Consider the following 24,246-nt stretch of genomic DNA (forward strand, 5'->3'; position numbering starts at 1 on the left):
TGCCATGGGTTCAGCAGCGCTTAAAGGTAATTCGAGTGAGTCTGGTTCGTTAGTCTGGCCCGGAGCTCGGTGACACATCTGGCAATTTGGTGCTCATTGGCGCTGGCGAACCCCATAACCAGGCCGGTTCTGGCGGAATCTCCCAGAAAGTGCGCGCTCAGCGGTGTACTGCCAAATCCCCTGGTTTTTAGCCATTGGCTGATCGCCAGGTCGTCAAAATCTCCTTCAAGTACCAGATGCATCCCGGCGCTTTCCGCCACCGGTTGAGCAAGCCCGCCGAGCTTTTCCGTAACCTCGCGCTGGAAGAGTTGCCACTTGTCCCGGTATAGCTGGCGCATGCGCCGCAGGTGGCGTGTGAACTGACCACTCTCAATGAATTCGGCGATGGTTGCCTGGGAAAGAAGGGGCGTCTCGCCACCGCTAATCTGTTTTGCCCAGAGTAAGGGTTCGACCACCGGCTCCGGGACCACCAGATAGCCAACGCGCAATGCGGGTAGCAGCGTTTTGCTGAAACTGCCCATGTAGAGCACGGGCGCATTCTCGAACAGGCCCTGGATGGCGGCGAAGGGCTTGTTATAGAAGTGGAACTCGCTGTCGTAGTCATCCTCGATGATCCAGCACTCATTGCGCTGGGCCCATTGAACCAGCGCCATGCGCTGGGACAGGTCCAGGATGCCGCCCATTGGGTATTGGTGCGTGGGCGTGCAGAACAGGAGTCTGGCTCTGGCAGGCTCAAGGCCTGGCAACGCTTCCACATCCAGGACCTGGTTCCTGAGGGGAATTGGGATCACAGGATTGCCTAGACGGCCCAGCGCGTTCCGGGCGCCACGGTATCCGGGATTCTCGCAGAGGACACTGTCGCCCCGTTGCAGAAAAACGTCGGCAAGCAGCGAGAGGGCCTGTTGTGCGCCGTTGGTGATGATGACTTGATGCTCTTCGCAGCGAACACCGCGGGAGGTTCGCAGGTAGGTGGCGATGGCGCGTCTCAGGGGCTGATACCCCTGGATGCTGTCATATCCTCGCAGTGTCCGCCGGCTTTCCTGGTGGTGCAGAATCCGGTTCCAGCTTCGGATGGGAAACGCATCCAGATCTGGCAAGCCCGGCTGAAATGGCAAACTGGCGTCTTCTACAGGCTTCGACTTTCCCCGTGGAAGTGCAGGTAGTGGTGGCAGTTTCATGGAATCGCCAACGGGGTTGTTCAGGCCTGGCCCTGAGGGGTTCACGGCTGATTTGATGTCTTCATGGACAAAGACACCCTTGCCGGCACGGCTTTGAAGAAAGCCCTCCGCTTTGAGCTGTTCATAAACAGCGTTCACCGTGTTGCGGCTTATGCCCAGGTCCTGAGCCATCTGGCGGCTCGGTGGCATCTGACGCCCGGGTGGGTAGCGCTGATCGAGTATCCGTTCGGACAATCGTTGATACAGCTGGTGTTGCAGCGGATCCGTGCTGTCTAGCCGGATATCGTCGATCACATCAACTGGTCCCATTAAAAGTCATAATCTGGATCTTTCGATGGTATCAGAAGTGCCTTTCAATAGAAGTACATTTTTTGAAGTACAGGACTGGAAAGGAGCTTTTGATGACAACGAGTGACGTGGCCGGGACCGTGGCGTCCCCTCTGACTTCCTGCCCACGCAGCAGGGTGCAGAGGGCGGTCAAGCGAGCAAGCTATGACAGGGAAACAGCTTACAGGCTGATTGATCGGCTCAAAACGGCTCATGTGGGATTTGTCGAAGATGGCGAGCCTCGTATCATCCCGATCACCGCCTGGCGAGTTGGGGATGATCTATACGTGCATACGCTGAATGGCGGACGGTTATCCCGACGTCTGGAGTCGGGCGCATTGCTCTGCATTTCGTTCGCCGTGACGAATGAATGGGTGATGACCAAATCGGCGTTCAACCACAGTGCCAACTATGAGTCACTGGTGTTGTATGGCCATGCGGTTCCGGTAACTGACCATGCCGCTTTTGATGCCGCGTTCCGAGCCATCATTAACCAGATAGAGCCCGGGCGGTGGGAGCAGGTCAGGGTACCGAATGACAAGGAGCGAAAGGCAACGGCCTTATTCCGGGTACCGATTGAAGAGGGGGCCTTCAAAAGCCGCACCGGTGGCCCGAATGATGACCCTGAGGATATGGCTCTTCCGGTTTGGCATGGAACGCTCCCGGCGCGGGGGTGACTCATTGGCACTTGTCCTGAACGAAACACGGGGCAGGGACTACACTTCCATTGGATATACCGTCGATCATTGGGTGGAAGCCCGGAGCCAATCATGCGTATCGCCAGTATTGCAGCCTACACCGCAGACCTTAAGTACACCGGCAAGGCCTATGCCTTTGCAGGCGGCCGTTCCCATCAGGTATTCACCAGCACCGTGGTGGTTTTAACAACGGACACGGGGCTGGAAGGCTACGGAGAGGTTTGCCCTTGCGGCCCCAACTATATGCCGGCGTTTGCCGAAGGCATTCCTGCCTGCCTGGACTTGCTGGCCCCCGCCGTGATGGGTGCGGATCCCCGAGAAATCTCGTCCCTGCATGAACGGATGAATCAGGCTCTTACCGGTCAGGCTGTTGCCAAGGCGGCCATTGATATCGCCTGCTGGGACCTTCTCGGCAAGGCGGCCGGCCTTCCGGTTTATACCCTGCTTGGTGGCCTGCAGACACCCTCCATGCCTTTGCACCGGATAGTGCCCCTGGCCGACCCGGCTGAGATGCAGGCGTCGCTGCGGCAATACCGCGAGGAGGGATTTCGCCATATCCAGATCAAGCTCGGGCACGACGTTGAGGAAGATATTGAACTGGTTCGAATACTGAGTAAGCTCAAGCAACCCGATGAGCTCTGGATTGGCGACATTAATGCAGCGTGGCGGCGGGATCAGGCGTTGCGATTTTCCCGGGCGGTTGAGGATATTGACCTTTATCTGGAGCAGCCCTGCCGCCAGTACGAGGAATGCCTGTCAGTGAGGCGACGGGTGCGGCATCCGGTCAAGCTGGACGAAAGCCTGAACTCCCTTGGCGATCTTCAGCGTGCACTGCGGGATGACGCCATGGACGCCATTGCGTTGAAAGTGAGCAAATTCGGTGGGCTTACACCGTCGCGCATTATCCGCGATGTGTGTGTGGACTCGGGGATATCCATGACAATTGAGGATGCCTGGGGCAGTGGTATTGCAACGGCGGCCTACGCGCACCTGGCGGCAAGTACCCCGACGAGGGCGTTGCTTAATACGACCGATCTCCATAACTACAACACCACTCAGCTTGCGTCCGGCGCACCGGAGGTATCGGGAGGGCGTATGACACTCAGCGACCGCCCTGGACTGGGTGTGGTCCCGGACTTCAAGATGCTGACCTTGCATGATGTCTATGAGTGACTTCAGCCTGGATGACAGGATTACTCAAGGGTCTGTCTGATCTTTGGGAGCCATCTTCAGAAATAAGCCCAAGGATGCCAGCAGCAGGGCGGTGCTGACGATGATGGCGACGGGATAATAGAGATTGCCGGCCAGCTCCAACTGGCTGTATTTGATGATCATGATCAGGCCTTCAAGCGACATGGCAACGCAGACCGTGCCTATAAAACGCGGCAGCGTTCGTCTCATCATGGTTATGACGTCGTGGGATTCTGAACGCCCGCTGTATTCGGATCGGATAACCATTGCCAGCTCGTAGACAGCGAGAGCGATGATGCTGCCGTTAACGCCCTTGATCAGCGCCTGCATAAGCTGCTGGCCAGATTGAAGCGCGCTGATCACCTCCATTACAGTGGCACTGACCAAAGTGAAAGCAAGCACGAAAAAAACGAGTGAAAATAGTCGGGCGAATAGTGCCCTGACTGGAATAGCGGCCAGCATGTTGACCATATCGGTTAACCCTCAGCGTTGAGCAATTCAGGCGCAGGCTACTCATAAGAGAGGCAGATTTCGCTTAAGGATTGCTCATTCTCTGGTAATCTGGCTGAGCAAAGATGACAACCCTCGGAGCGAATCGGCCCCAATGTCTGAAGATCCCCTCAAAACCCTGTCCGACCTTGCCAGCGATGCCCATGCCCGCATTCAGGCCACCCACCAGCACATCAATCCGGTAGTGGAGGTTCGCCGGGGTATGCGTGATGCAGGTATACCAGCGGATGTGATGACCATTGACTGTCTGCGCACTCGCCGAAGAATTACGCTGATACTGCACGATGAACAGCCCGGCATTCTTCTGTACCAGTTCGTGACCATCGAAGATGAAGTGGGGAGCGACTTCCAGCAGATGGCGTTTGGCGATATGTCAGCAACCAAACTGTTCGAGTGGATTCAGGAGTATTTTGCCTGACTTACGCAGACTCTGGCCGACTCTGGAGTAAACTTGGGTTAACCAATAACAACAGCTCGATAGGTTCCCCGCATGCCTTCAGCCGTGAAGATTCTCCTTGTTCCTCTGTTAGGTATTGCGCTGGCCCTGACCGGGTGTGATTCCGGTCCGGATTCATCGGTAGCCAACAGTGCCGGACACACTGGGCCAACGGCCAGTACCGGCCAGGCAAATCGGCAGGTGCTGGACCAGCGGCCCTTCGACAATCGTGACGACTTCGAGAACGCCCGAAGGGGACTGATTGCCCAGGATCCGGAGCTGGTCATTGATCATCTTGACGGCGGCCAGGTCTGGAACATGCCGGCCTACGACTTTATCGATGAGAACGGAGAAAACGCTCCGGCTTCGGTCAATCCAAGCCTTTGGCGTCAGGCTGCCCTCAATAACATTCATGGTTTGTTCCAGGTTACCGACGGGCTTTACCAGATCCGGGGTTACGATCTGGCGAACATGTCGATTATCGAGAGCGATACCGGCTGGATTCTGGTGGATCCTTTGACCGCCCGGGAGACTGCCAGCAAAGCCTTCCTGTTTGCCAGGGAACACCTCGGCGAAAAGCCGGTGCGCGCGATTCTCTATACTCACAGCCACATTGATCACTTTGGTGGCGTGCAAGGCATTCTTCAGCACCTTTCGGATGAAGAAAAAGCCAATCTGCGCATTATCGCGCCAGCCGGATTCGAGGAAGAAGCAACCAGTGAGAACATCATCGCCGGCCCCGCGATGACGCGCCGGGCGATGTTTATGTATGGCAAACGCCTGGAGCGGGATGAACGCGGCCATGTTGGCACTGGCCTGGGTAAAGGGCCCGGGTTCGGCACCTTTGGTTTTGCGCCGGCGACGGATCTGATCAGCGAGACAGGCACTGAGCTGACGGTGGACGGTGTGCCAATGGTTTTCCAGATCGTCTCTGGCTCTGAGGCGCCGGCAGAGTTCACCTTCTATCTTCCCGAGCAGAAGGCCTTTTGTGGTGCCGAGCTGGTCAGCCGTAATATGCACAACATCTATACCTTGCGGGGCGCGAAGGTTCGTGATGCCCAGCTCTGGAGCAGCTTCATTGACGAGGCAAAGACCCTGTTTGCCGACGTCGATATCTATTTCGGTAGTCACCACTGGCCGTTGTGGGGGCAGGAGAACATCCAGGACTTCCTGGCGGTGCAGCGGGATACCTACAAGTTCATCCACGATCAGACAGTGCGTTTGATGAACCGGGGCGCCACGCCCAGTGAGATCGCCGACCAGTTGTCGCTGCCGCCAGAACTGAACCAGGCGTTTCACAACCAGGGCTACTACGGCACCTTGTCGCATAATGCCAAAGCGGTGTATCAGCATTACCTGGGCTGGTTTGCCGGGAATCCGGCTCAGCTTGATCCATTGCCCGAAAGCGAATCTGCCAGACGTTATGTGGCGATGATGGGCGGTGCGGACAAAGTGTTGGAAAAAGCTCTTGAGGATTTCGAGGCGGCATCGGACATGGGAGCTGCCAAGGGGCGTGATACCTACCGTTGGCTGGCGGAATTGCTCAATCATGTCGTCTTCGCCGAGCCGGATAACGACGACGCCAAACAACTATTGGCCAGAGTCTATGATCAGCTCGGTTATCAGGCGGAATCTGCCCCCTGGCGGGACTTCTATCTGACGGGGGCCTATGAGCTGCGTCACGGCTCGCCGGAAGAGGGCATCAAACCGGCGATGATGAGAGAGGTGCTATTGAACACGCCAATATCGCTGTTCTTCGACAGCATGGCGGTGCGGTTGAAGGCCGAAGACGCAGAGGGCGAGAACACTACCATCAAGATTGTATTCACCGATCTGCAGGAAAGTTATTTGCTGACTCTGAAACATTCAGTGCTTCACAACCGTCTGGTCAGTGAGGGCACTCCCGCTGATGCCACATTGCGTCTGACGCGGCCTCTGTTTGTAGACCTGTTGATTGGACGGGCAGGGCTGAAGGAACTTCTGTTCAGTGACGAGATCAGCTTTGAGGGAAGCAGGCTCGACCTGATAGGCTTCTTCAGCATGCTGGACAAGCCTCAGGGCCGGTTCAATATCGTTACACCCTGATGAGTACTTTATGAAATCTGTTGCACTCCTCGATGGCGGCCTGGGCCAGGAAATCTACCGCAGGGCCATGAATGTTACGTCACTGCTCTGGTCAGTGGCGGTAATGCGGGAGCAGCCGGACGTTGTTACCGATGTCCATGCTGACTTTATCAGGGCCGGCGCCCGTACCCTGACACTGAACACCTATGCCGCAACGCCCACACGACTGGCCAGAGAAGGCCTTGGTGACGAGCTTGGTGCAATCCATCAACGGGCGTTTGAGGTATTGGAGCGCGCCATCGAGCTAACGGGCGCAGACGTTGATATCGCCGGTTGCCTTCCACCCCTGGTTGGTAGCTACCGGAGCCAACCTGCCCGGACTTTCGAGGATTTGAAGTCGGAGTTCGATATCCTCGTTAAACTGCAGAGAAGGGCAGATGTCTTCCTCATCGAAACCATGACGAACTCCCTGGAGGCGAAAGCCGCCTGTGCCGCCGCCGATGAATCAGGCAAGCCCTTTGGGGTGGCGTTCAGGCTGGAAACGGATGGCAAGCTCCGGTCGGGGGAAACGCTTGCCCAGGCAGTCGAAGCGGTGAAGCCATTCGGGCCAACGGCCGTCATGCTCAATTGCTGCGATCCGGAAGTGATTTCTAAGGCAATGCCTGAGCTGGCCGGATTGTTTCCCTGTACGGGCGGTTACGCGAACGCGTTTAAAACCGTTGAGCCTATGGCCGGTGGGGCTCTGGTGGATGAACTGGAAGCCAGGCCGGACGTTTCCCCGGGGGTGTATGCTCTCCAGGTGAAACAGTGGTTGGACGATGGTGCGAGTGTTGTCGGTGGCTGCTGTGAGATTACGCCTGAGCACATCCGCCATCTGGCCGATGTGCTGACAGGTGATTATAAGCTGGTACGGTTCTCAGAATTGGCCGGCCGTTAGCCGGCCAATCGAGGACTTTTTGTCCTCCGAGCTTCCATGGCGCGTTTGGAGCGACGTGCCTCGATGTATTGCATCGCGTCGTTCCGGATCGGAAGGTGCAGGGCGCCTTCCAGATCATGGCGATCGTAGCCGAGATCTGAAAGCGTGTCGTCTTTCTCTTTCAGCAATGATTCAGCCATACGGCGGAATTGCTGGCGTCTGGAATATCCCTCAAACCAGGAGGTAATCGGCTGCATTGCGGTGGTTGCGTGATGCTCTGTGCTCTTCAACATGTTTACGGCCCCGACCGTTGGTGAATGGCTTGCAGCAGCTCGTTTGGAGACGTCGTGTAACTCGCTTACGGGTGCCTACAGAGCGTATTTTGGTACTCTCTCTGCCTTCAATCAAACGAAAAGAATTTAAGATCTCGTTCAGCTATGCTTAAGGCAGTTGCTGGCCAGAAACCGACTCGTAAGGTCCTCCCATGAATATGCCTTTGCTTGATAACGATGTTCTCAGGAGTTTTGTTGCCATTGCTGAGCACGGTACGTTCACCAGTGCCGCCAAAGCCGTTCACCGAACACCCTCGGCCCTCAGCATGCAGATCAAGCAACTTGAACAGAACCTGGGGAAAACACTGTTTATCCGCGAGCCCAGGCGAGTCACTCTGACCGCAGAGGGTGAGATTCTCCTCGACTACGGGCGCCGGTTATTACGGCTGAACGAAGAGGCCGTGCAACACTTTATTTCGCCGACCCTTGAGGGGAAAGTAGGTATTGGCACTTCCGACGATGTCGGTACCCGGATTCTGCCGGAAGTCCTTGCAGAATTTGCCAGATCCTATCCGGCAGTGCTTGTGGATGTCGTGGTCGGCTCCAGCAAACAGAACCTGGCTCGTCTGGATGCCGGTGAACTGGATATGACTCTGGTGACCGTGGCCGATGAGGGTCGTATTCCCCGCGGTGAGGTGGTCCACGAGGAACCTCTGGTCTGGGCAGGGCGGGAAGGTTCGTCAGCCTATCAGCGTTCGCCGCTGCCGATTGCGATGGCCCATGAAGGCTGTGCCTGGCGGCGTATGACCCTACGGGCACTGGACAAAGCGGGTATACCTTACAGGATTGCTTACACCTGTGAGCATTGTTCCGGCCAGGAGGCCGCTATGCTGGCAGATCTGGCTGTGGCTCCGTTTCCGCAAAGCCTGATCCGTCCGCCTCTGAAAGAGGTAGCCGGTGATACCCTGCCGGAAATCGGGTTCTATCAGCTGGCGCTGGTGCGTCGGGGTTCAAATCCTCTCAACGATGCGCTTGCCTCGCATGTCAAAGAAGCATTCCTCGGTCTACGCTAAACGGACCTGCCGAGAATGCTATTTTGCATATCCTCTAGCCGCCCGACTTTGAATCAAGGAAATCATTGATGACAGTTTATTTCGTCCAGGCTTTTATCTACCTGGTGGCAGCAGTGATCGCCGTGCCCCTGGCAAAACGTTTTGGCTTGGGGTCTGTGCTTGGTTACCTGGTGGCGGGCGTGGTGATCGGCCCGGTCACAGGGCTGGTCGGGCAGGAAGCTAACACCATCCAGCATTTTGCTGAATTTGGCGTAGTGATGATGCTCTTCCTGGTTGGGATGGAGCTTGATCCCAAGGCGTTGTGGGCCATGCGGGTCCGTCTGGTTGGCCTGGGTGGACTCCAGGTCGTGCTGACGGCGGCAGCCGGTATGGCTGTGGCTGTCTGGCTCGGGCTGCAGTGGCAGACGGCGCTTGCGGTCGGTCTTATCTTTGCCTTGTCTTCCACGGCGATTGTCCTGCAGACCCTCAACGAAAAGGGGTTGGTCAAAACCGAAGGTGGTCGCAGTGCTTTCTCGGTTCTGTTGTTTCAGGATATCGCGGTCATTCCCATGCTTGCCCTGATTCCCTTGCTGGCTCTACCGGAGCTAATGGACGCGGCGAGCACCTCCGATGGCCACGGTGGCAACCTGAATCTTGTGGACAGCCTTCCCGGCTGGGCCCACGGGCTGGTTGTGGTGGCGGCTATTGCTGCGGTGGTTGTGGGTGGTCACTATCTGAGCCGCCCCTTGTTTCGCTATGTGGTGCAGTCAGGCCTGCGCGAAGTATTCACGGCCACGGCGTTGATGCTGGTCATCGGGATTGCGGCTCTGATGAGTCTGGTGAACCTGTCCCCGGCACTAGGGGCCTTTCTGGCCGGCGTGGTGTTGGCCAACAGTGAGTTCCGGCATGAGCTGGAAGCGAACATCGAACCGTTCAAGGGACTGCTGCTTGGCCTGTTCTTCATCACCGTCGGCGCAGGGATCAATTTCGACGTGTTGTCCGAGCAATGGGGCACGGTGGTCTCCCTTGCGTTCGCCGTGATTGCAGTCAAGGCCGCGATTCTGCTCGGCCTGGCATTGTTGTTCAAGGTGCATGGGAGTAATGGCTGGTTGTTCACGCTTTCACTGGCCCAGGCTGGTGAATTTGGCTTTGTCCTTTTGACCTACAGCGTTCAGAACAACGTTATTCCTGTGGACACCTCCCAGATTCTGTCCTTGGTGGTGGCGCTATCCATGTTCCTGACGCCGTTGCTGTTTATTGTGTACGACCGGATTGTGCTGCCCCGTTATCGGCGTTCACAGAACGATGACCGGGAGGCGGATGCCATCGACGAGCAGGCGCCGGTTATTGTCGCCGGTGTGGGTCGTTTCGGGCAGATTGTCTGTCGGTTGTTACGGGCCAATAAGGTTCCCATCGTGGCGCTGGACCATGAGATCGAGCAGATCGAGAACCTCCGGCAGATCAATATCAAGAGTTTCTTCGGGGATGCGAGTCGGCCGGATTTGCTGGAGACCGCAGGCATTGAGCAGGCCCGCCTGCTCGTCGTGGCCATTGACGACCGTGACCGTTCGGTACAGATGGTCGAACACGTGAAGCAGTTTTTCCCTGGTGTCTGGGTGCTGGCACGCGCCTTCGACCGAGGCCACGGATACCGATTGAGGGAAGCGGGTGCCGATGATGTGGTGAGTGAAACCTATCATTCGGCGCTTGAGCTCGGCGGCCATGCTCTGACCGCCATGGGTGTACACCCGATGCGTGCCCGCCAGATGACCTGGGCTTTCCTGGACAACGAGAAAGCCCATGAGGATGAGCTGTTCGACGCCTGGAAAGAAATTGAGGAAGGTATCCGGTTCAGTCCCCGTTATGGTGAACTCTTCATGAAGCTGGAAGAAGCGCTAAGCAGCGCCATGCATCGGGACTGGGAAGAACCAAAACAGGAGGATGTTCCTATATGGCGACCGCCCGACCGCTGACAGTGCAGTAACGCTGGGCTAAATTATTGTCTATGCGGCTGTAGAGGTCAGTATGGTGTTCAGGAAAATGCTTGTTGTCTCGGGATTGGTTTTCGCCGGATCCTGCGCTGCTGCCGAATCGAGCCGTGACGATTGCATTGCCAGCAGGATTCAACCCGAAGCCATTGATCTGGACCAACCGAGGGACCAGCTTGCGCGCCAGAATGACCTGGAGATTCCCGAGGACGCACGTATTGGCAGCATCCGTATTCTTCGCCGCCCGATCTTTGATACCACCGACCCTGAGCAGGACAACGCGCTCTATCGAACCCTGAACGCGCTCAACACGCCTACCTGGGAGTCCGCCTTGCGTGCCCAGTTGGTGTTTGAAGAAGGGGATGTCTACGAGCCCGAGCCTATTTCCGAATCCGAGCGGGTGCTGCGCCAGCGTGAGTATTTGACGGCTGCCTGGGTAGGCGTAACCCGGGTTTGTGGCGATGAGGTTGAGGTGAGCGTGCTCACCAGGGATACCTGGACACTGTTTCCGAGCGTGGGGGTATCGCGATCCGGCGGTGAAAACACCACCAACTTCGGGTTGTCTGATCCCAACTTTGCCGGGTCAGGCAAGAGCCTCGGCATCGGCTATGCCAAGGACCCGGACCGCACCGAAACCAGTCTGTATTTTGATGACCCGAACGTCTTGGGTTCGCATTGGCAAGCGGGGTTCTCGTTTGATGAGAGAAGCGATGGCCGCGGCCGCGGCGCCTACCTCGAGAGGCCTTTCTTCAGCGAGACCACTGACTGGCGGTTTGGCCTGAGCGGCATCGATGACGTACGGGAGGAATCCCGCTACGTTGGAGCGGAGGCCATTGCCGATTATCGGCGCAGCCAGGAGTTCTTCAGTATCGATGGAGGCTGGCGCCTGGCTGAGAGAGACAGCCGGCAACTGAGGTTGCTCGCCGGATACCGCTACGATGCACTCATGTTCGACCGTTTGCCCAACGAACCCGATCTCGACATCCTCCCGGACGACCGGACCCTGAGTTACCCCTGGGTTGGCTTTGATTACCGCCAGAACCGCTTCCGGGAGATGACCAACCTCACGCGACTTCAACGGGTGGAGGATGTGCGGGACGGTTTCGTATGGCGAACCGAGCTGGGCTACTCCGGCAGTGGGTTGGGTGCCACCGAGGACCGCGTGGTGCTGAACATGGATTTCCAGGATGTGCTGCACGCTTCGGAGACCAACTACGCCAGCTATTCCCTCAGCCAGAGCGGCACGTACCGGCTCGATGAAGATCGGGTGGAAAACCTGCTGGGGACAGTGAGCGTTCAGTATTTTCATGGCGGCTCGGAGCGCTGGAACAGCTGGTACACCAACCTGGCTTTCACGGCAGCGCATAATCTCACCGCCGATCAGCAACTGCTGATTGGCGGTGAGAACGGTTTGCGCGGCTATCCCAGTGAATACCAGCAGGGTAATCGTCGTGTGTTATGGACCCTGGAGCGGCGTTATTTCCCGGACTGGCATCCGTTCAAACTGTTCCGTGTGGGCGGTGTGCTATTCACCGACGTAGGCCGTGCCTGGTTTACCGACGACCGGAACAGTGGACCGGACGAAGGCGTGCTGAAGGATGTTGGCTTCGGCATGAGGCTGGCTTCAAGCAGGATTGAGGTGCAACGAATGCTGCACCTGGACTTTGCCTTCCCCCTGGATGGCGACGACAGTATTGATGATTTTCAGGTTCTGTTGAGGGGCCGGAGCCAGTTCTGAGCCAACTTGATATTGATCAATTGGCCAATCCATGATCACATTACTGATATGTAATCAGGTCCTGATGTCGCAAAGGTAAAAAAAATGAAGTTGTTGTTGGGTTTCCTGCTATTCGCCTTCTCTTCGGCTGTACTCGCATCTAACTCCCTTGTTCGCATTGATTGCGAGGAAGATACAAACGGTGCGGCCGTCTACCTCGACGGTGCCTATCAATTCGAATGCGAGGATTATGCAAAACTCCCGATTCTGACAACCGCGGGCGCCCATGAGCTGCGAGTGGTTCGTCCGGTCGGTCGGGAATTTGAACAGGTATTCGTCAAAAGAATTGAGCTTCGTGCCGGAGTGCCTGAGCGGGTTCGTGTTTCCCTGCCGGATAAAACCCTGACAGCTTATGGGCAGAAGCAGGAAGCCCTGCGCAAGGAAGAGGCGAGAATGGCCGCAGAAAAGGCAGAACAGCGACGTCGGGAACAGGCCCGGATTGCCGCTGAAAAGGCCGCACAGGAGCAACTGGAGAAAGAACTGGCGAGTGCTCGGGCTGGAAATGCCGCCGCAATGGAGCGCATGGCACAGAGGTATCGTTCAGGGGATGGTGTGCCCGCCAACGCGCAGACAGCTTCCGAATGGGAAGCGAAGGCGGAGCGTCAGAAAAAGATCGATGATCTCGAGGCCAGCAAAATGGAATATTTTGCGATGTCCGAGTCCGCGCTTCTCGGGATCTATGGTGATGACCCGGGCTCTTCCCAAATTATTTCGGCGCCATGGATTGTAGCACCGACGTTCACAGCTGAACTGCTTTCGACACCGGTAACGACCACTGACCAACAGATTAAGGACAGCAGGCTGGAAACATTGCGTCGCCAAACGGCTGCGGCCCGTTGGGCGAACCCTGACTCTCTGGTCGCGAGGGCCGCGGACAAACTCTGAAGCTTCTTCGCCGTGAAATTCCGCCTGCTTCTTTCTGGCCTGGTGCTTTTGGCGTTGGGAGGCTGCTCCAGCTTAAGCACGCTTGAGTTGGATGGCTCTCGTGCAGAATTGATAGAACCCGATGACCGATTTTCGGATCTGAGCAGGCTGGTGACAGGAGAGCAGGGCAGTGATGCAGACTTCCTGATTGAACTAACGAAGTACCGCTCCGATACGTCCTATAAATGTCGGCACCCGGCCTATGCCTACTATTTCTCACAAAGGCTGGGTGAGTCCCTGGACTATAGAGAGTGCCCTCCAACCGTCCCTTTTTATCTGCTGGATCGTGAAAAAGGCGGGTATCAGTTCTCCGTAGCGCCGGATCTTGTCCGCAGCATACACATAATGTTTGCCTCACCAGGCGAGTCGGTTGCCTCCCAATTCGGCCATCTTTCTATTCGACTCATCGTCTGCCCCTCAAGGTCATCGAGTGATGCCGAGTGCAACGAAAACATTTTCGATCATGTGGTCCTTGGCTACGTTGCCCGCATAAATGAACTTGAAATGAGCCTGATCAAAGGAGCGTTCGGTGGATACGACGCCCATCTGACCGGCTTTTCCTTTATGGAAGCTTACCGAACCAATACCTTACTTGCGGACAGAAACCTGTTCTCAATTCCCCTGAAATTACGCCCCGAAGAGACGGAACAAGTGGTGCGAGAGTTGTCGGAGATTCACTGGAGCTTCAGGGGCAACTACCGCTTTTTCACGAATAATTGTGCCACCCTCCTGCAAGATACTCTGGCAGCCCTCGTGGAACAGGCGTCAGATGAACCCACCGTAGCCGGTAATCTGGAAACGGGGCATCTACGCCCGGACTCTTTTTTCAAAGCGCTCAGGCGCAGCAAACTCGCAGATGACAGTGTTCTTGAGTCTCTGAAAAACGCCGAACGGGAGGGATATTACTTCCCCAGCACCCGTCCCTATTACGAACGGGCGTTCGAACTGGTGAGCGGCACTGCTGGTTGGAATACGCCATCATCACTTGATGAATATCTTCGCACCCCGGCGAAGATGCGCCTGCTGAAAACGCTGAAATCCGATTTGCTGTTGGAACTCTACTCCCATGATCAGCATGTCAGGGAAGCTCATTTGCTGCTGGAGGAAAGAACCTTGATAAGCCTTGAACAGGCCCGCCTTCAATCCCTGATGAGCCTTTTGAGCGATCCGGAAGTTATGGCTTTGCTTCAGAACGGATTGAATGAAATGGAACACAATACCCATGGGCGGTGGCTTGAACATTGTGTCCTGCAACCGGTTCGGAAGCTTCAGGGGCGTTTGCCGGTGTCGAAGGGGATACCGGGCCCGGAATTCATGCAGCTGTTTCCATCGGTTGGGACAGACTGCGATCAGCCTGGATCTCTGGTCATTGCCAAACGGCTGGTAAGCGACTGGCTGCCCGAGGGGCACGGGAGTGTCCGGGCGTTGAGAAATTTCAGTCTTGAAATCGAACAGACCCACGAAAACCTTGCTTACCTGAGGACGCTGTAATGAAGACCGTTCGCCAGTCCCCTTTTCTGTTTGCACTTGTTTTGGCTGTTGTTGTCCAGACAGTCGCAGCCAATCAGCCAAAACCCGGCGGTGACAACATGGAAGAGATGTTGAAACAGCTTGAAATGCTTGAGCAACTGGACCAGCTGGATCGTCAGGACTTCAGCGCCGCCGTCGACAAGGCCTATGAATGTGTGGACACAGGGGATTTTCCCTGCGCGGATCGGCAGCTCAAAGAGGCGGAGAGACTGGTTTTCGATGAACCGTCCCGGAAACGTCTGGCAGAAGCCCGGGACTATCGACAGGAAATGTACAGAATTGCCGAGGAAGAGAAAAAGCGCCTGGCGATGGAGCGCCGGATACAGGAATGCAGTGCGAATTGCCCGATTCGGGAAGAATACGAAGATTGCGTCGACGGTTACCAGAATCCGAGGTACTGCCGTGAGCCCTCTTATGATCAGCCTTCCAGTTCCAGCTCCAACAACACGATGCTAATGCTCAATCAGACCGTTCAGCAGTTCAAACAGTTCACTGAAAGTCAGTTGGCTCAGCAGCGGCAGCAGCTTGAGATGCAACAGCGTATGTATGAAGAGCAAAGGCGCCGTGAGGAGGCCATCAAACGTCAGCAGGAGCAACAGCGACGGGAGATGGAGCGTAGACGCTCTCAACAGCTTGCCGAGGCAGAACGTATGGAAGCTGAGCTGATCGAAAGGCGACAGCGTGCGGAAGAGGAGCGGCGACGGCTTGAGGCACGCCGACAGGCTGAGGAAGAAGCCCGCCAAAGAGCAGAAGAACGCCGTCAGGCTGAGGAGGCTCGGAGACTGGCACGTCAGCAGGAAATACTGGAGCGCCAGCGTGCGCGAGAGCGTGAAAAGGCAGAGCGCGAGGCTCGTCGGGCGGCTTATCTGGCAACAATGCAGCAGGGTATAAAACTCTATGGCCGATCTTGTCCGGGTCCCTCAAAGCACGTTTTCGGAACTGTCCCAAGCATCAAGCCGGAAGAGGTGGGATGCCTTGATGTCTATTTCGAAGTCTATTGCCCGGGCTCCGCAAGTGTTCAGCATCGTGGTGTTATGGACACGATGTTGAACAATGTGAACGGTTGCTACGGTGACACAGAGGAAGTGCCCGAGACCTTGCCCTGTGCAGCACGCGAGTTTCGCGTCAAGGTTACCAAGGTCACAAGCTGTTGAGATTGACGTTTACCACGTGTCCACAAACCGCCCATTTCCACGTCCGCCAGGGTCTCCGGCGGACGTGGAATTAAGCCCCCTGACCAGCCAGGCCCGCGTTTCCTGAGGGTCGATGACCGCATCAATCTCCAGGTAGCTGGCCACGTTGAGCGCCTTGCCCTGCTCATACGCTTTGGCCACAAAGGCATCGAACATGGTCTTTCGTGATTCCTCGTCAGGCTGGGCGGCCAGCTCTTTGGCAAAGCCCAGACGCACGGCACCTTCCCAGCCCATGGGCCCGAACTCACCGCTCGGCCAGGCTGCGGTAAAGAAAGGCGTGAGCATGCTGCCCGCCGCCATGGCCTGGGCGCCGAGACCGTAAGCCTTGCGCAGAATCACGGTGAAGAAAGGCACAGTAAGATTGGCTGCAGCGACAAACATTCGTGAAACGTGGCGAATGGTGGCCTGCTTTTCGGCGTCAGGCCCCACCATGAAGCCCGGTGTGTCGCACAGTGACAGGATCGGCAGGTTGTGGGCGTTGCACAGTTGCATGAAGCGGGCCGCCTTGTCCCCCGCGTTGGCATCCACCGCCCCACCCAGGTAGGCGGGGTTATTGGCGATCAGGCCCATTGGACGGCCCTCAATGCGCACCAGTGCAGTGATCAGCCCGGGCGAAAATTGCTGGCGGAGTTCCAGAAAACTGTCCTGATCGGCGAAGGTTTCGATGACCTGGCGGATATCATAGACCCGCATGCGGTTTTCCGGGATCAGGTGGCGCAGGTGGCGTTGATCCTCGCACTGCCAGTCCTCTAAAGGGCCCTGGAAGTAAGACAGGTATTGCTTCGCCACGCGCACGGCTTCTGCTTCGTTCTCAACCAGGATATCAATCACCCCGTTGGGGCCCATAACCGAAACTGGCCCGACTTCTTCCGGGCTGAATCGCCCAAGGCCGCCGCCCTCAATCATCGCGGGCCCTGCCATGCCCAGGTTGGCATCTTTGGTGGCGATGATGGTGTCGCAGCAGCCCAACAGAGCCGCATTGCCCGCGTAGCATCGGCCGGAGACAATGCCGAGCGTGGGCACCCGCCCGGAGAGACGAGCCATGCTGACGAAGGTATGACAGTCCAGAAAGGACACGCCATTGGTGTCGGTGTCGGATGGTCGTCCACCACCGCCTTCCGCAAAGAGAACCAGCGGAATTCGCCATTGCTCCGCCAGAGCCAGTATTCGGTCTGCCTTGCGGTGGTTGGCCAGGCCCTGGGTGCCGGCAAACACGGTGTAATCGTAGGCCATGGTTGCGCAGCGTGCCGCTTCCGCTCCAAAGTCCCGGGCGTTCACGCTACCGATGGCCGTAATCAGGCCATCCGCCGGGCTCATTTCAACCAGCTTGTCTACCGAACGTTGGCGCCGTTGTGCCGCCAGTGCCAGTGCCCCGTATTCGTTGAAGCTGTCCGGATCGAGCAGGTCTTCAACGTTTTCACGGGCGGTTCGCTGGGCCTTCTTACGTCGCTTTGCGACTGCCGCCGGGCGGCGTTCATTCGTCAGAAGGTCATGACGTTCCAGCACTTCCGCCAGATCGGCACGGACATACTGCAGATCAACCGCCTCTTCGCTCTGAATGCCACTGGCGTCCACTTCGGCCGGTTCCAGATACGCCAGCGCTTGCCCCTCGCTCACCGTTGCGCCTGGTTCTGCAGCAACTGTGTGGACGATTCCGGATTGCGTTGCCTTGACCACGAATTCCATTTTCATCGCTTCGAGCACCGCGATGGGGTCGCCCACGGCAACTGCATCTCCCGGTACGACATCAATACTGACAACCGTGCCGGAACTGGGGGCTTCAATGCCGATCGTGCCTGCCGGCGCGGGTTTGGCTTTCGGGCTCTCGGCGGCCTCTGCCGCCAATGTATTGCCAAAGTGCAGATTAGGATGGGCCGTACTGGTCTCTTCAGGGATCAGGAATTCCAGGTGGTCTTCGACAAAGCGTGTGGTAACAGCCCAGGATTCAACGCTTGGGTGGCGGATCAGATTCTGGAGCAGGCCAATATTGCTGCTTACACCGTTGAGGCGGAACTCGCAAAGGGCCCGATACAGCCGTCGGAGTGTTGATGGATAATCGCTACCGTGGGCAACCAGCTTGGCGAGCAGGGAGTCAAACGAAGGGCTGATGCTGTAGCCGGCGTAACCGTAGCCATCGACTCGTAAACCGGGGCCCGAGGGTGGCTCGTAGGTGCTGAGTGTGCCGGTAGCCGCGGTGGCATGACCATCAGCGTGAAGCGTCTCGCTGTTGATCCTTGCCTGAATCGCGAATCCTCGCGCTGGTGGTGCAGATTCCAGTGCCAGATCAGCGAGGCTGTGGCCCGCAAGTAGCTTCAGCTGGGTTTGCACCAGATCAACACCGGTGATCTCTTCGGTGATCGTGTGCTCAACCTGAATACGGGGGTTGGCCTCCATGAAATAGAAACGGCCCGGCTGGTCCTGGTCCACCAGAAACTCAAAAGTTCCAAGGCCACGGTAGTTAATGGAACTGGCGAGCCTGAGGGCGCAGTCGATCATGGCATCCCGGATCGAGGCGTCCAGTGAAGGACTCGGCGCAATCTCGATCAGCTTCTGGTTACGCCGCTGCAGGCTGCAGTCGCGCTCCCAGAGGTGGCTGACGGCTCCGGTGCCGTCGCCTACTATCTGGATTTCAATGTGTCTCGCCCGACCAATCAGCTGCTCAATGTAGAGCGATCCACTGCCGAAGGCTGACTGAGCCTCGGACTGGCAGCGCTGGAAAGCCTGCTCAAGCTCCGCTTCGGTGTGAACCGCCCGCATGCCCCGGCCGCCGCCACCGGCAATCGCCTTGAGCATAAGAGCTCCATGCTCATTCAGGAAAGCTCGGGCTTCACTCAGGCTCACCGGCTTGTTGATTCCCTTGATCAGAGGAACGTCGCAGCGCTCCGCCAGAGTTCGGGCAGCAGATTTGTCGCCAAACTCCTCCAATACGTCTGGCGACGGGCCAATAAAGACCAATCCGGCCTGTTCGCATTGGCGGGCAAAATCGGCGTTTTCCGCCAGAAATCCGTAGCCCGGATGGACCGCATCGCAGCCATGGGCCGTTGCCAGATCTACCAGTTGCGTCCCATCAAGGTAGGCCTTCACGCCACGGCCCGTTAAAGCTACTGCCTCATCGGCCATACGGGTATGCAGACTCGTGGCATCGTCTTCAGAGAACACGGTTACTGCCCGTATACCAAGTTCGCTGCAGGCTCTGGCAAGGCGGATCGCGATTTCACCGCGATTGGCTATCAGTACGGAGCGGAAAGTCATGATGCCTGGTTCCCCGGGGTGTGATTCTTATTTTGGGCGACAGAAGTCACCATCCTAGGAACGGTGCCCGGATGAGGCAAATGAATTTGTTTGTGGGTTGGTTATAAATCTGGTTGATGGATTCAGGTCGTCGCGGTTTGAGCTGTTGTCCTGTTGCTGATCCTGAGCCCAAGAATAACCATGAATGCTCCCAGCCAGATGCTTACCGAGTAGTCTTCCCTGAACCAGACAACGCCAATCAGCAAGCCAAACACAGCAGCTACTGCGCCAAGCTGGCTATAGAAAACCGGGTTGGAGCGCCGCTGGAGTTCAAAGGCGCAGAGGTAGGTCAGCGCGGTCAGGAGGCCTTGCAGAACGACAATACCGAGGAGATAGAAACCTGTGCTTTCCGGAAAAATGGGCGTCCCGGTCAGGCCTGCGAACAGGCCAAGCGTTAAAGCGGATGCCAGTAGCGTGCCTGATGCGAGGATCATGGGCTTTACTGCATCAGGCCATGCCACTGAACGGTAGACGTTACCGATAGACAGCATGGCCGGGATGATCAGGCCCATGGCAAACCACAGTAGGTTAGGGCTGCTGATCTCGGAATGGCGTTGCAGCACGATCCAGGTGCAGGCAATGACCGCAATCGATAGCCCTGCCAGTTTGATCCAGCTGCGTTTTTCGAGCCCCATGCCAGTGGCGATCAGAAACGTAAATATTGGTGGCAGGGCATACATGATGCCCGTGAATCCTGCCCCCAGTTTTGTCACCAGATAAAACCCGATGACATTCGGGACCGCGATACCGGTCAAACCGCTGATAAGAAAATAGCGGCTCAGGCGACGTTCCAGCAGAGAGCGGCGTTTCTGGGAGCACAACAGCAGAACGGCTCCTGCAATAAGCGTTTGCCAGAAGGCATAAGTGACGGCCGGCATACCCTGGGATGTTGCTGCTTTTGCCAGCGCCAGCATCAAGGCGATCAGGAATCCATTGGCCAGCAGGAGGGTCCAAACTGCGGCCTGGGGTGGGAAAAGCGCACGCTGCGCAGAGGCTATCATCACCAAGTGCTCCGGGTTGTGAGGGGATATCACCAGGAACCAGTTTGCCGGAATTGATTCAGTTGATAACCGGGCGCATTCGAACAATACTCCTTCCAAATCAGAAATAATCGGGAGTATTCAGTGGCCACCGACAAGCTGGTAGCGATGAGCATCTTCAGACGCGTTGCAGAGCTGGGCAGTTTTACCCGGGCAGCGGACGACCTGGAGATCACCGCGGCGACGGTCAGCAAACACATTGCTTTTCTGGAGCGAGACCTCGATACGAAGCTGATCAACCGAACCACTCGCCGGATGAATCTGACCGATGCCGGGTTCGCCTTCCTCAAGCGGACCCAGGCCCTGCTGGACGAGCTTGAAGACGCAGAACTGGAGGCAAGAGGGTTTCAGGCGGAGCCAAGGGGGACAATAAGGCTGAATGTGCCCATGTCCTTCGGGCTGACTCACATCACAGAGGCTATCGACAGTTTTCTGAACCGCTTTCCCGAGATCGATATCGATCTGCAGCTCAGTGATCGGATGGTCGATCTGGTGGAGCAGGGCGTCGATATCGCCATCCGGGTTCGCAGCTCCCTGGCCGATTCAAGCCTTTTTGCCAGACCACTCAGAAAGTCCAGGAACATTGTTTGTGCATCACCGGAGTATCTGAAGGGTGTCCCGGAGATTCATACCCCTGCGGATCTGGCCAGGCATAATTGTTTGACGTTTACTCTCCACGACAGGCCGAGGGTTTGGAAACTCGGTGATCGGGAAGTGATGGTCAGCGGCAACTATCGAACAGACAGCAGCCTGGCAATCCGACAGAGTCTTTTGAGGGGAGCCGGCGTTGGTTTAGTGCCCCGGTTTCTCGTCCAGGAAGATATTGAATCAGGCTCCCTCATTCCCCTGTTGCCCGGGTTTCCACCCGAACCCTACACCGTATTTGCCCTGTTTCCACCCGGTCGTAAACAACCTACGAAGGTCCGCCTGCTGCTTGATCACCTCGATCAGCATCTGGGAGAGAAGCCTTACTGGGAATAGCGGCAATCTCGCGGCTAATCCGCTCTCCTTCCTTTATTGTTTCCTTTTCGGAAAATATGTAGTTCTGTTTCATCCGTTTTTTGAGTGTTTCCGCCCCACTAGAGTTGCCACTTCAACCTGAAGGAGGCAACTCTATGAACCATCGCACTGCACTTTTCCGCTCCACCTTGCTTGCCACGATTCTGGCACCCGCCATGGCGGTGGGCGCTGATGTGGCTTCGAGCCCCTGGGGGCCGGAAGATGAAATCGGCCGCCTGAACATGATCACCCCGGAATCGCGAAAAGCGGCGCTCGAGAACCTGAATCCAGAGAAAACCTATGACCTGAGTGTCGAGTACTACATCGGGATGCCCAGTTGGCAGGCAGCAGGCGATCCACATTTCCAGATGTGGATGACCCATACCCCCAAAGGCACTGTGGTCGACGACCCCTTGTCGGTAGGCGACGAGATGAACGCACATGTCAGTTACACCGGATCCGCGTTTTCGATGTATGCGCATACCGGTACCCATATTGACGCACTCAATCATTTCGGCCTGAACGGCAAGGTCTGGAATCACTTTTCCGCCGAGGAGCATCTCGGGGATCGGGGCTGGAATCGGACAGGCGTTGAAAAAATGCCCCCGATCATCGCCAAAGGCGTGCTTCTGGATATTCCGACAGCAAAAGGGCTTGATGAACTTGCTCCCGGTTATCGAATCACGCGAGACGACATTAAACATACGTTGACCGCCCAGGGGACCAGCATTGCACCAGGCGATGTCGTGCTTATTCGCACCGGTCGCATGCGCCACTACAGTGACGGAAGCCGATTTATGGCAAATGCCCCTGGGCTTGGCATGGAAGCAGCGCGCTTTTTGGCTGGCGAGAAACAGGCATTGTCGCTGGGCGCCGACAATCTCAGCTTTGAAGCTTTCCCTTCAGAAGACAGTGAAAACTATGTGCCTGTGCACACCTATTTGCTGGCCCAGCAGGGCGTCACGATTATGGAATTGGTCAACCTTGAACAGCTGGCACGAGACAAGGTCTACGAGTTTGCCTTCATTGGAACACCCCTGAAGATTCGCGGCGGCGACGCGGCCCCGTTACGGCCCATCGCAATACCTTATACCTCGGCTCGATAACCACCGGTCTTGGACTGATTTTCCTGGAGAAAGCGTTATGAACATACATGAAGCCCTGGACTGGCGTTACGCCGTCCGTGAATTTTCGCCTGAAAAGCTGAACAGCTACACCGTGGAAACACTGGTTGATGCGGCTCGCAAGAGCGCCTCTTCGTATGGACTGCAGCCCTACAAAATCCTTGTTGTTGAGAGCAAAGCGGTTCGGCGGGACCTGCTGGCCTATTCTTTCGGCCAGCAGAAGGTGTTGGACTGCTCGCATCTGATTGTTTTTGCGGCTCAGACGGATATTGGCGATCACACAGTGGACCGGTATGTCACCCAGTTTGTGAAAACCCGGGGCGTGCCTGCCGACGACATCTCGGGCTATGTTGAGCACATGAAACAGGCTCTTGCGGCCAAATCCCAGGCGGAAAAACAGGCCTGGGCGCATCAGCAGGCCTACATTGCGCTGGGCACCCTTCTCACCGCTGCCGCCTCAATGCGGATCGATACCTGCCCGATGACCGGTTTTGATCACACGGCCTATGATGAGGTGCTCGGATTGTCAGAGCTGGGTCTGGAGAGTTCGGCTATTGTTGCTCTGGGCTACCGCAGTGCCCGTGACAGAACGTCCGGACTACCGAAAGTGCGCTTTGATTACGACGAGTTGGTGATCAGAATGTAAGTGGTAGTCCGTTCGATTTGTGGTCCTGGCTGGTGTTCCGTCGCCATAGGGTATAGGTTCGGGGGAGCGGCAATTCATTTTCAGGCACGCTGCCGTTCAACAGGAGCACCAGCTCTATGAAGGTTTTTTCCAACCCGGTTGGTTCCGGAAATCTGTGGTTTGACAATCTGACCACTGCCCAGGGTACACCGGTCGCTTACGACCCCCAGGCAAGAGCGTTCGTCCCGATGCCACCGTTTTGTGTGAACCGGGACATTATCGGCTGCAATTGGATTGCGCCCGAAAAGGGGGCCTTCTGTCGGTCCTGCGCGATGACCGCACTGGCACCAGACCCGAATATTTTCAATGCCATGCCGAACTGGGCTGAGACCGAGGCCGCGAAACGCTGGGTGCTGGACAATCTCGGCCGTTGGCACTGGTTCCGGCCGGAAGATCCTGGCACGCGCCCGGTTTTCCACATGTTGGCCGAGGGGCTGACCCCTGTGGCCATGGGGCACGCCAACGGTGTGGTAACGATCAGTGTCGCCGAGGCTGATCCCGTGGTTCGTGCTACCCGAAGGCAGGCCCTGGATGAACCCTATCGAACCATGGTCGGCCATATGCGCCATGAGATTTCCCATATGCTCTGGTGGCGACTGAGTTTGCGGGAGGATTTTCTGGATGCGTTCCGGGAGATGTTTGGTGATGAACGTGCTGATTATCCTGCGGCGCTTGAGCATCACTACCATAACGGTCCGCCCCAAGACTGGCGACTGTTTTACCTGACCAGCTATGCCTCGGCACACCCTCACGAAGACTGGGCCGAGACCGCTGCGCATCTGCTGCACCTGACAGACATCACCGACAGTCTTGTATCATCCGGTCTGACCTCGCCCGAGGTGCCGCGACAGGGTTGGGACCCTTACTCTGAGCCGGACACGGCAATGCTGATAAATGTCGCAGCGTCGCTGGCCATTCGGGTTAACCACGTGAACCGTTCCATGGGGCTGTCTGATCTTTATCCGTTTGTGCTCTCGGAAACGGCGCAACGCAAGCTTGCGTTCGTGCACGACTGGTTGCGCCGGGGAGCTCAGGGGCTTTAATCCGTTTG

General features: G+C 56.8%; 20 protein-coding genes. 15 read left to right on the forward strand and 5 right to left on the reverse strand.

What is annotated here, in order from left to right; genetic code table 11:
* Window positions 1–20: 20 nt before the first annotated feature.
* Window positions 21–1,487, reverse strand: a complete 1,467-nt coding sequence (locus FMN52_RS14275) for a PLP-dependent aminotransferase family protein (RefSeq protein ID WP_240339486.1) — start codon at window positions 1,485–1,487, stop codon at window positions 21–23.
* Between the two features lie 92 nt (window positions 1,488–1,579).
* On the opposite strand from FMN52_RS14275, the gene FMN52_RS14280 reads away from it, so the two are divergent.
* Window positions 1,580–2,182: a pyridoxamine 5'-phosphate oxidase family protein gene (locus FMN52_RS14280; RefSeq protein WP_148609247.1), complete on the forward strand. Its 603-nt coding sequence runs from the start codon at window positions 1,580–1,582 to the stop codon at window positions 2,180–2,182.
* Between the two features lie 93 nt (window positions 2,183–2,275).
* Complete coding sequence (locus FMN52_RS14285; RefSeq protein WP_148609248.1) at window positions 2,276–3,376, forward strand: enolase C-terminal domain-like protein; 1,101 nt, start codon at window positions 2,276–2,278, stop codon at window positions 3,374–3,376.
* A gap of 24 nt (window positions 3,377–3,400) precedes the next feature.
* Here the strand turns inward: FMN52_RS14285 and FMN52_RS14290 are convergent, their stop codons facing one another.
* Complete coding sequence (locus FMN52_RS14290; RefSeq protein WP_148609249.1) at window positions 3,401–3,865, reverse strand: hypothetical protein; 465 nt, start codon at window positions 3,863–3,865, stop codon at window positions 3,401–3,403.
* Between the two features lie 133 nt (window positions 3,866–3,998).
* Here FMN52_RS14290 and FMN52_RS14295 point away from each other — a divergent pair, with 133 nt between their 5' ends.
* From FMN52_RS14295 to FMN52_RS14305, 3 genes are all read left to right on the forward strand, one after another.
* On the forward strand, window positions 3,999–4,322 hold the full coding sequence (locus tag FMN52_RS14295) for a hypothetical protein (protein WP_104270613.1): 324 nt from the start codon (window positions 3,999–4,001) through the stop codon (window positions 4,320–4,322).
* A 72-nt stretch (window positions 4,323–4,394) separates the two neighbouring features.
* The gene (locus FMN52_RS14300; protein WP_148609250.1) at window positions 4,395–6,425 is read left to right on the forward strand and encodes an alkyl sulfatase dimerization domain-containing protein; all 2,031 of its coding nucleotides are present in this window, start codon (window positions 4,395–4,397) and stop codon (window positions 6,423–6,425) included.
* A gap of 10 nt (window positions 6,426–6,435) precedes the next feature.
* Entirely contained in the window at window positions 6,436–7,341 is a 906-nt protein-coding gene (locus FMN52_RS14305) for a homocysteine S-methyltransferase family protein (RefSeq protein WP_148609251.1), read from the forward strand.
* Here the strand turns inward: FMN52_RS14305 and FMN52_RS14310 are convergent.
* On the reverse strand, window positions 7,338–7,613 hold the full coding sequence (locus FMN52_RS14310; protein WP_240339487.1) for a hypothetical protein: 276 nt from the start codon (window positions 7,611–7,613) through the stop codon (window positions 7,338–7,340). The genes FMN52_RS14305 and FMN52_RS14310 overlap by 4 nt on opposite strands.
* A 191-nt stretch (window positions 7,614–7,804) precedes the next feature.
* On the opposite strand from FMN52_RS14310, the gene FMN52_RS14315 reads away from it, so the two are divergent.
* The 6 genes from FMN52_RS14315 (at window position 7,805) to FMN52_RS14340 (ending at window position 16,017) form a co-directional block, all read left to right on the forward strand.
* Window positions 7,805–8,665: a LysR family transcriptional regulator gene (locus FMN52_RS14315; protein ID WP_148609252.1), complete on the forward strand. Its 861-nt coding sequence runs from the start codon at window positions 7,805–7,807 to the stop codon at window positions 8,663–8,665.
* A 68-nt stretch (window positions 8,666–8,733) separates the two neighbouring features.
* Complete coding sequence (locus FMN52_RS14320; protein WP_148609253.1) at window positions 8,734–10,617, forward strand: monovalent cation:proton antiporter-2 (CPA2) family protein; 1,884 nt, start codon at window positions 8,734–8,736, stop codon at window positions 10,615–10,617.
* Between the two features lie 52 nt (window positions 10,618–10,669).
* Entirely contained in the window at window positions 10,670–12,370 is a 1,701-nt protein-coding gene (locus FMN52_RS14325; RefSeq protein WP_148609254.1) for a BamA/TamA family outer membrane protein, read from the forward strand.
* 84 nt (window positions 12,371–12,454) lie between these two features.
* Window positions 12,455–13,294 (forward strand): hypothetical protein, encoded by an 840-nt coding sequence (locus tag FMN52_RS14330; protein ID WP_148609255.1) that lies wholly within the window; start codon window positions 12,455–12,457, stop codon window positions 13,292–13,294.
* 150 nt (window positions 13,295–13,444) lie between these two features.
* Window positions 13,445–14,824, forward strand: a complete 1,380-nt coding sequence (locus FMN52_RS14335; protein WP_148609256.1) for a DUF4105 domain-containing protein — start codon at window positions 13,445–13,447, stop codon at window positions 14,822–14,824.
* Window positions 14,824–16,017, forward strand: coding sequence for a hypothetical protein (locus tag FMN52_RS14340; protein WP_148609257.1), 1,194 nt, complete (start codon window positions 14,824–14,826; stop codon window positions 16,015–16,017). Before FMN52_RS14335 ends, FMN52_RS14340 begins: the two co-directional genes overlap by 1 nt.
* Before the next feature lie 9 nt (window positions 16,018–16,026).
* On the opposite strand, the gene FMN52_RS14345 is transcribed toward FMN52_RS14340, so the two are convergent.
* Both FMN52_RS14345 and FMN52_RS14350 read right to left on the reverse strand, forming a co-directional pair.
* Window positions 16,027–19,308, reverse strand: a complete 3,282-nt coding sequence (locus FMN52_RS14345) for a carboxyl transferase domain-containing protein (RefSeq protein ID WP_148609258.1) — start codon at window positions 19,306–19,308, stop codon at window positions 16,027–16,029.
* Between the two features lie 122 nt (window positions 19,309–19,430).
* Complete coding sequence (locus FMN52_RS14350; protein ID WP_148609259.1) at window positions 19,431–20,348, reverse strand: DMT family transporter; 918 nt, start codon at window positions 20,346–20,348, stop codon at window positions 19,431–19,433.
* A 123-nt stretch (window positions 20,349–20,471) separates the two neighbouring features.
* On the opposite strand from FMN52_RS14350, the gene FMN52_RS14355 reads away from it, so the two are divergent.
* The 4 genes from FMN52_RS14355 to FMN52_RS14370 all read left to right on the forward strand — a co-directional run bounded on the left by FMN52_RS14355 (window position 20,472) and on the right by FMN52_RS14370 (window position 24,238).
* On the forward strand, window positions 20,472–21,368 hold the full coding sequence (locus FMN52_RS14355; RefSeq protein ID WP_148609260.1) for a LysR family transcriptional regulator: 897 nt from the start codon (window positions 20,472–20,474) through the stop codon (window positions 21,366–21,368).
* Window positions 21,369–21,502: 134 nt separating this feature from the next.
* Window positions 21,503–22,492, forward strand: coding sequence for a cyclase family protein (locus FMN52_RS14360; RefSeq protein ID WP_148609261.1), 990 nt, complete (start codon window positions 21,503–21,505; stop codon window positions 22,490–22,492).
* Window positions 22,493–22,529: 37 nt separating this feature from the next.
* Window positions 22,530–23,156: an NAD(P)H-dependent oxidoreductase gene (locus FMN52_RS14365; protein ID WP_148609262.1), complete on the forward strand. Its 627-nt coding sequence runs from the start codon at window positions 22,530–22,532 to the stop codon at window positions 23,154–23,156.
* 116 nt (window positions 23,157–23,272) lie between these two features.
* Window positions 23,273–24,238, forward strand: a complete 966-nt coding sequence (locus FMN52_RS14370; protein ID WP_148609263.1) for a putative zinc-binding metallopeptidase — start codon at window positions 23,273–23,275, stop codon at window positions 24,236–24,238.
* The last annotated feature ends 8 nt before the right edge of the window (window positions 24,239–24,246 follow it).

The organism is Marinobacter sp. BW6 (assembly GCF_008107725.1).
Classification (GTDB): Bacteria; Pseudomonadota; Gammaproteobacteria; order Pseudomonadales; family Oleiphilaceae; genus Marinobacter.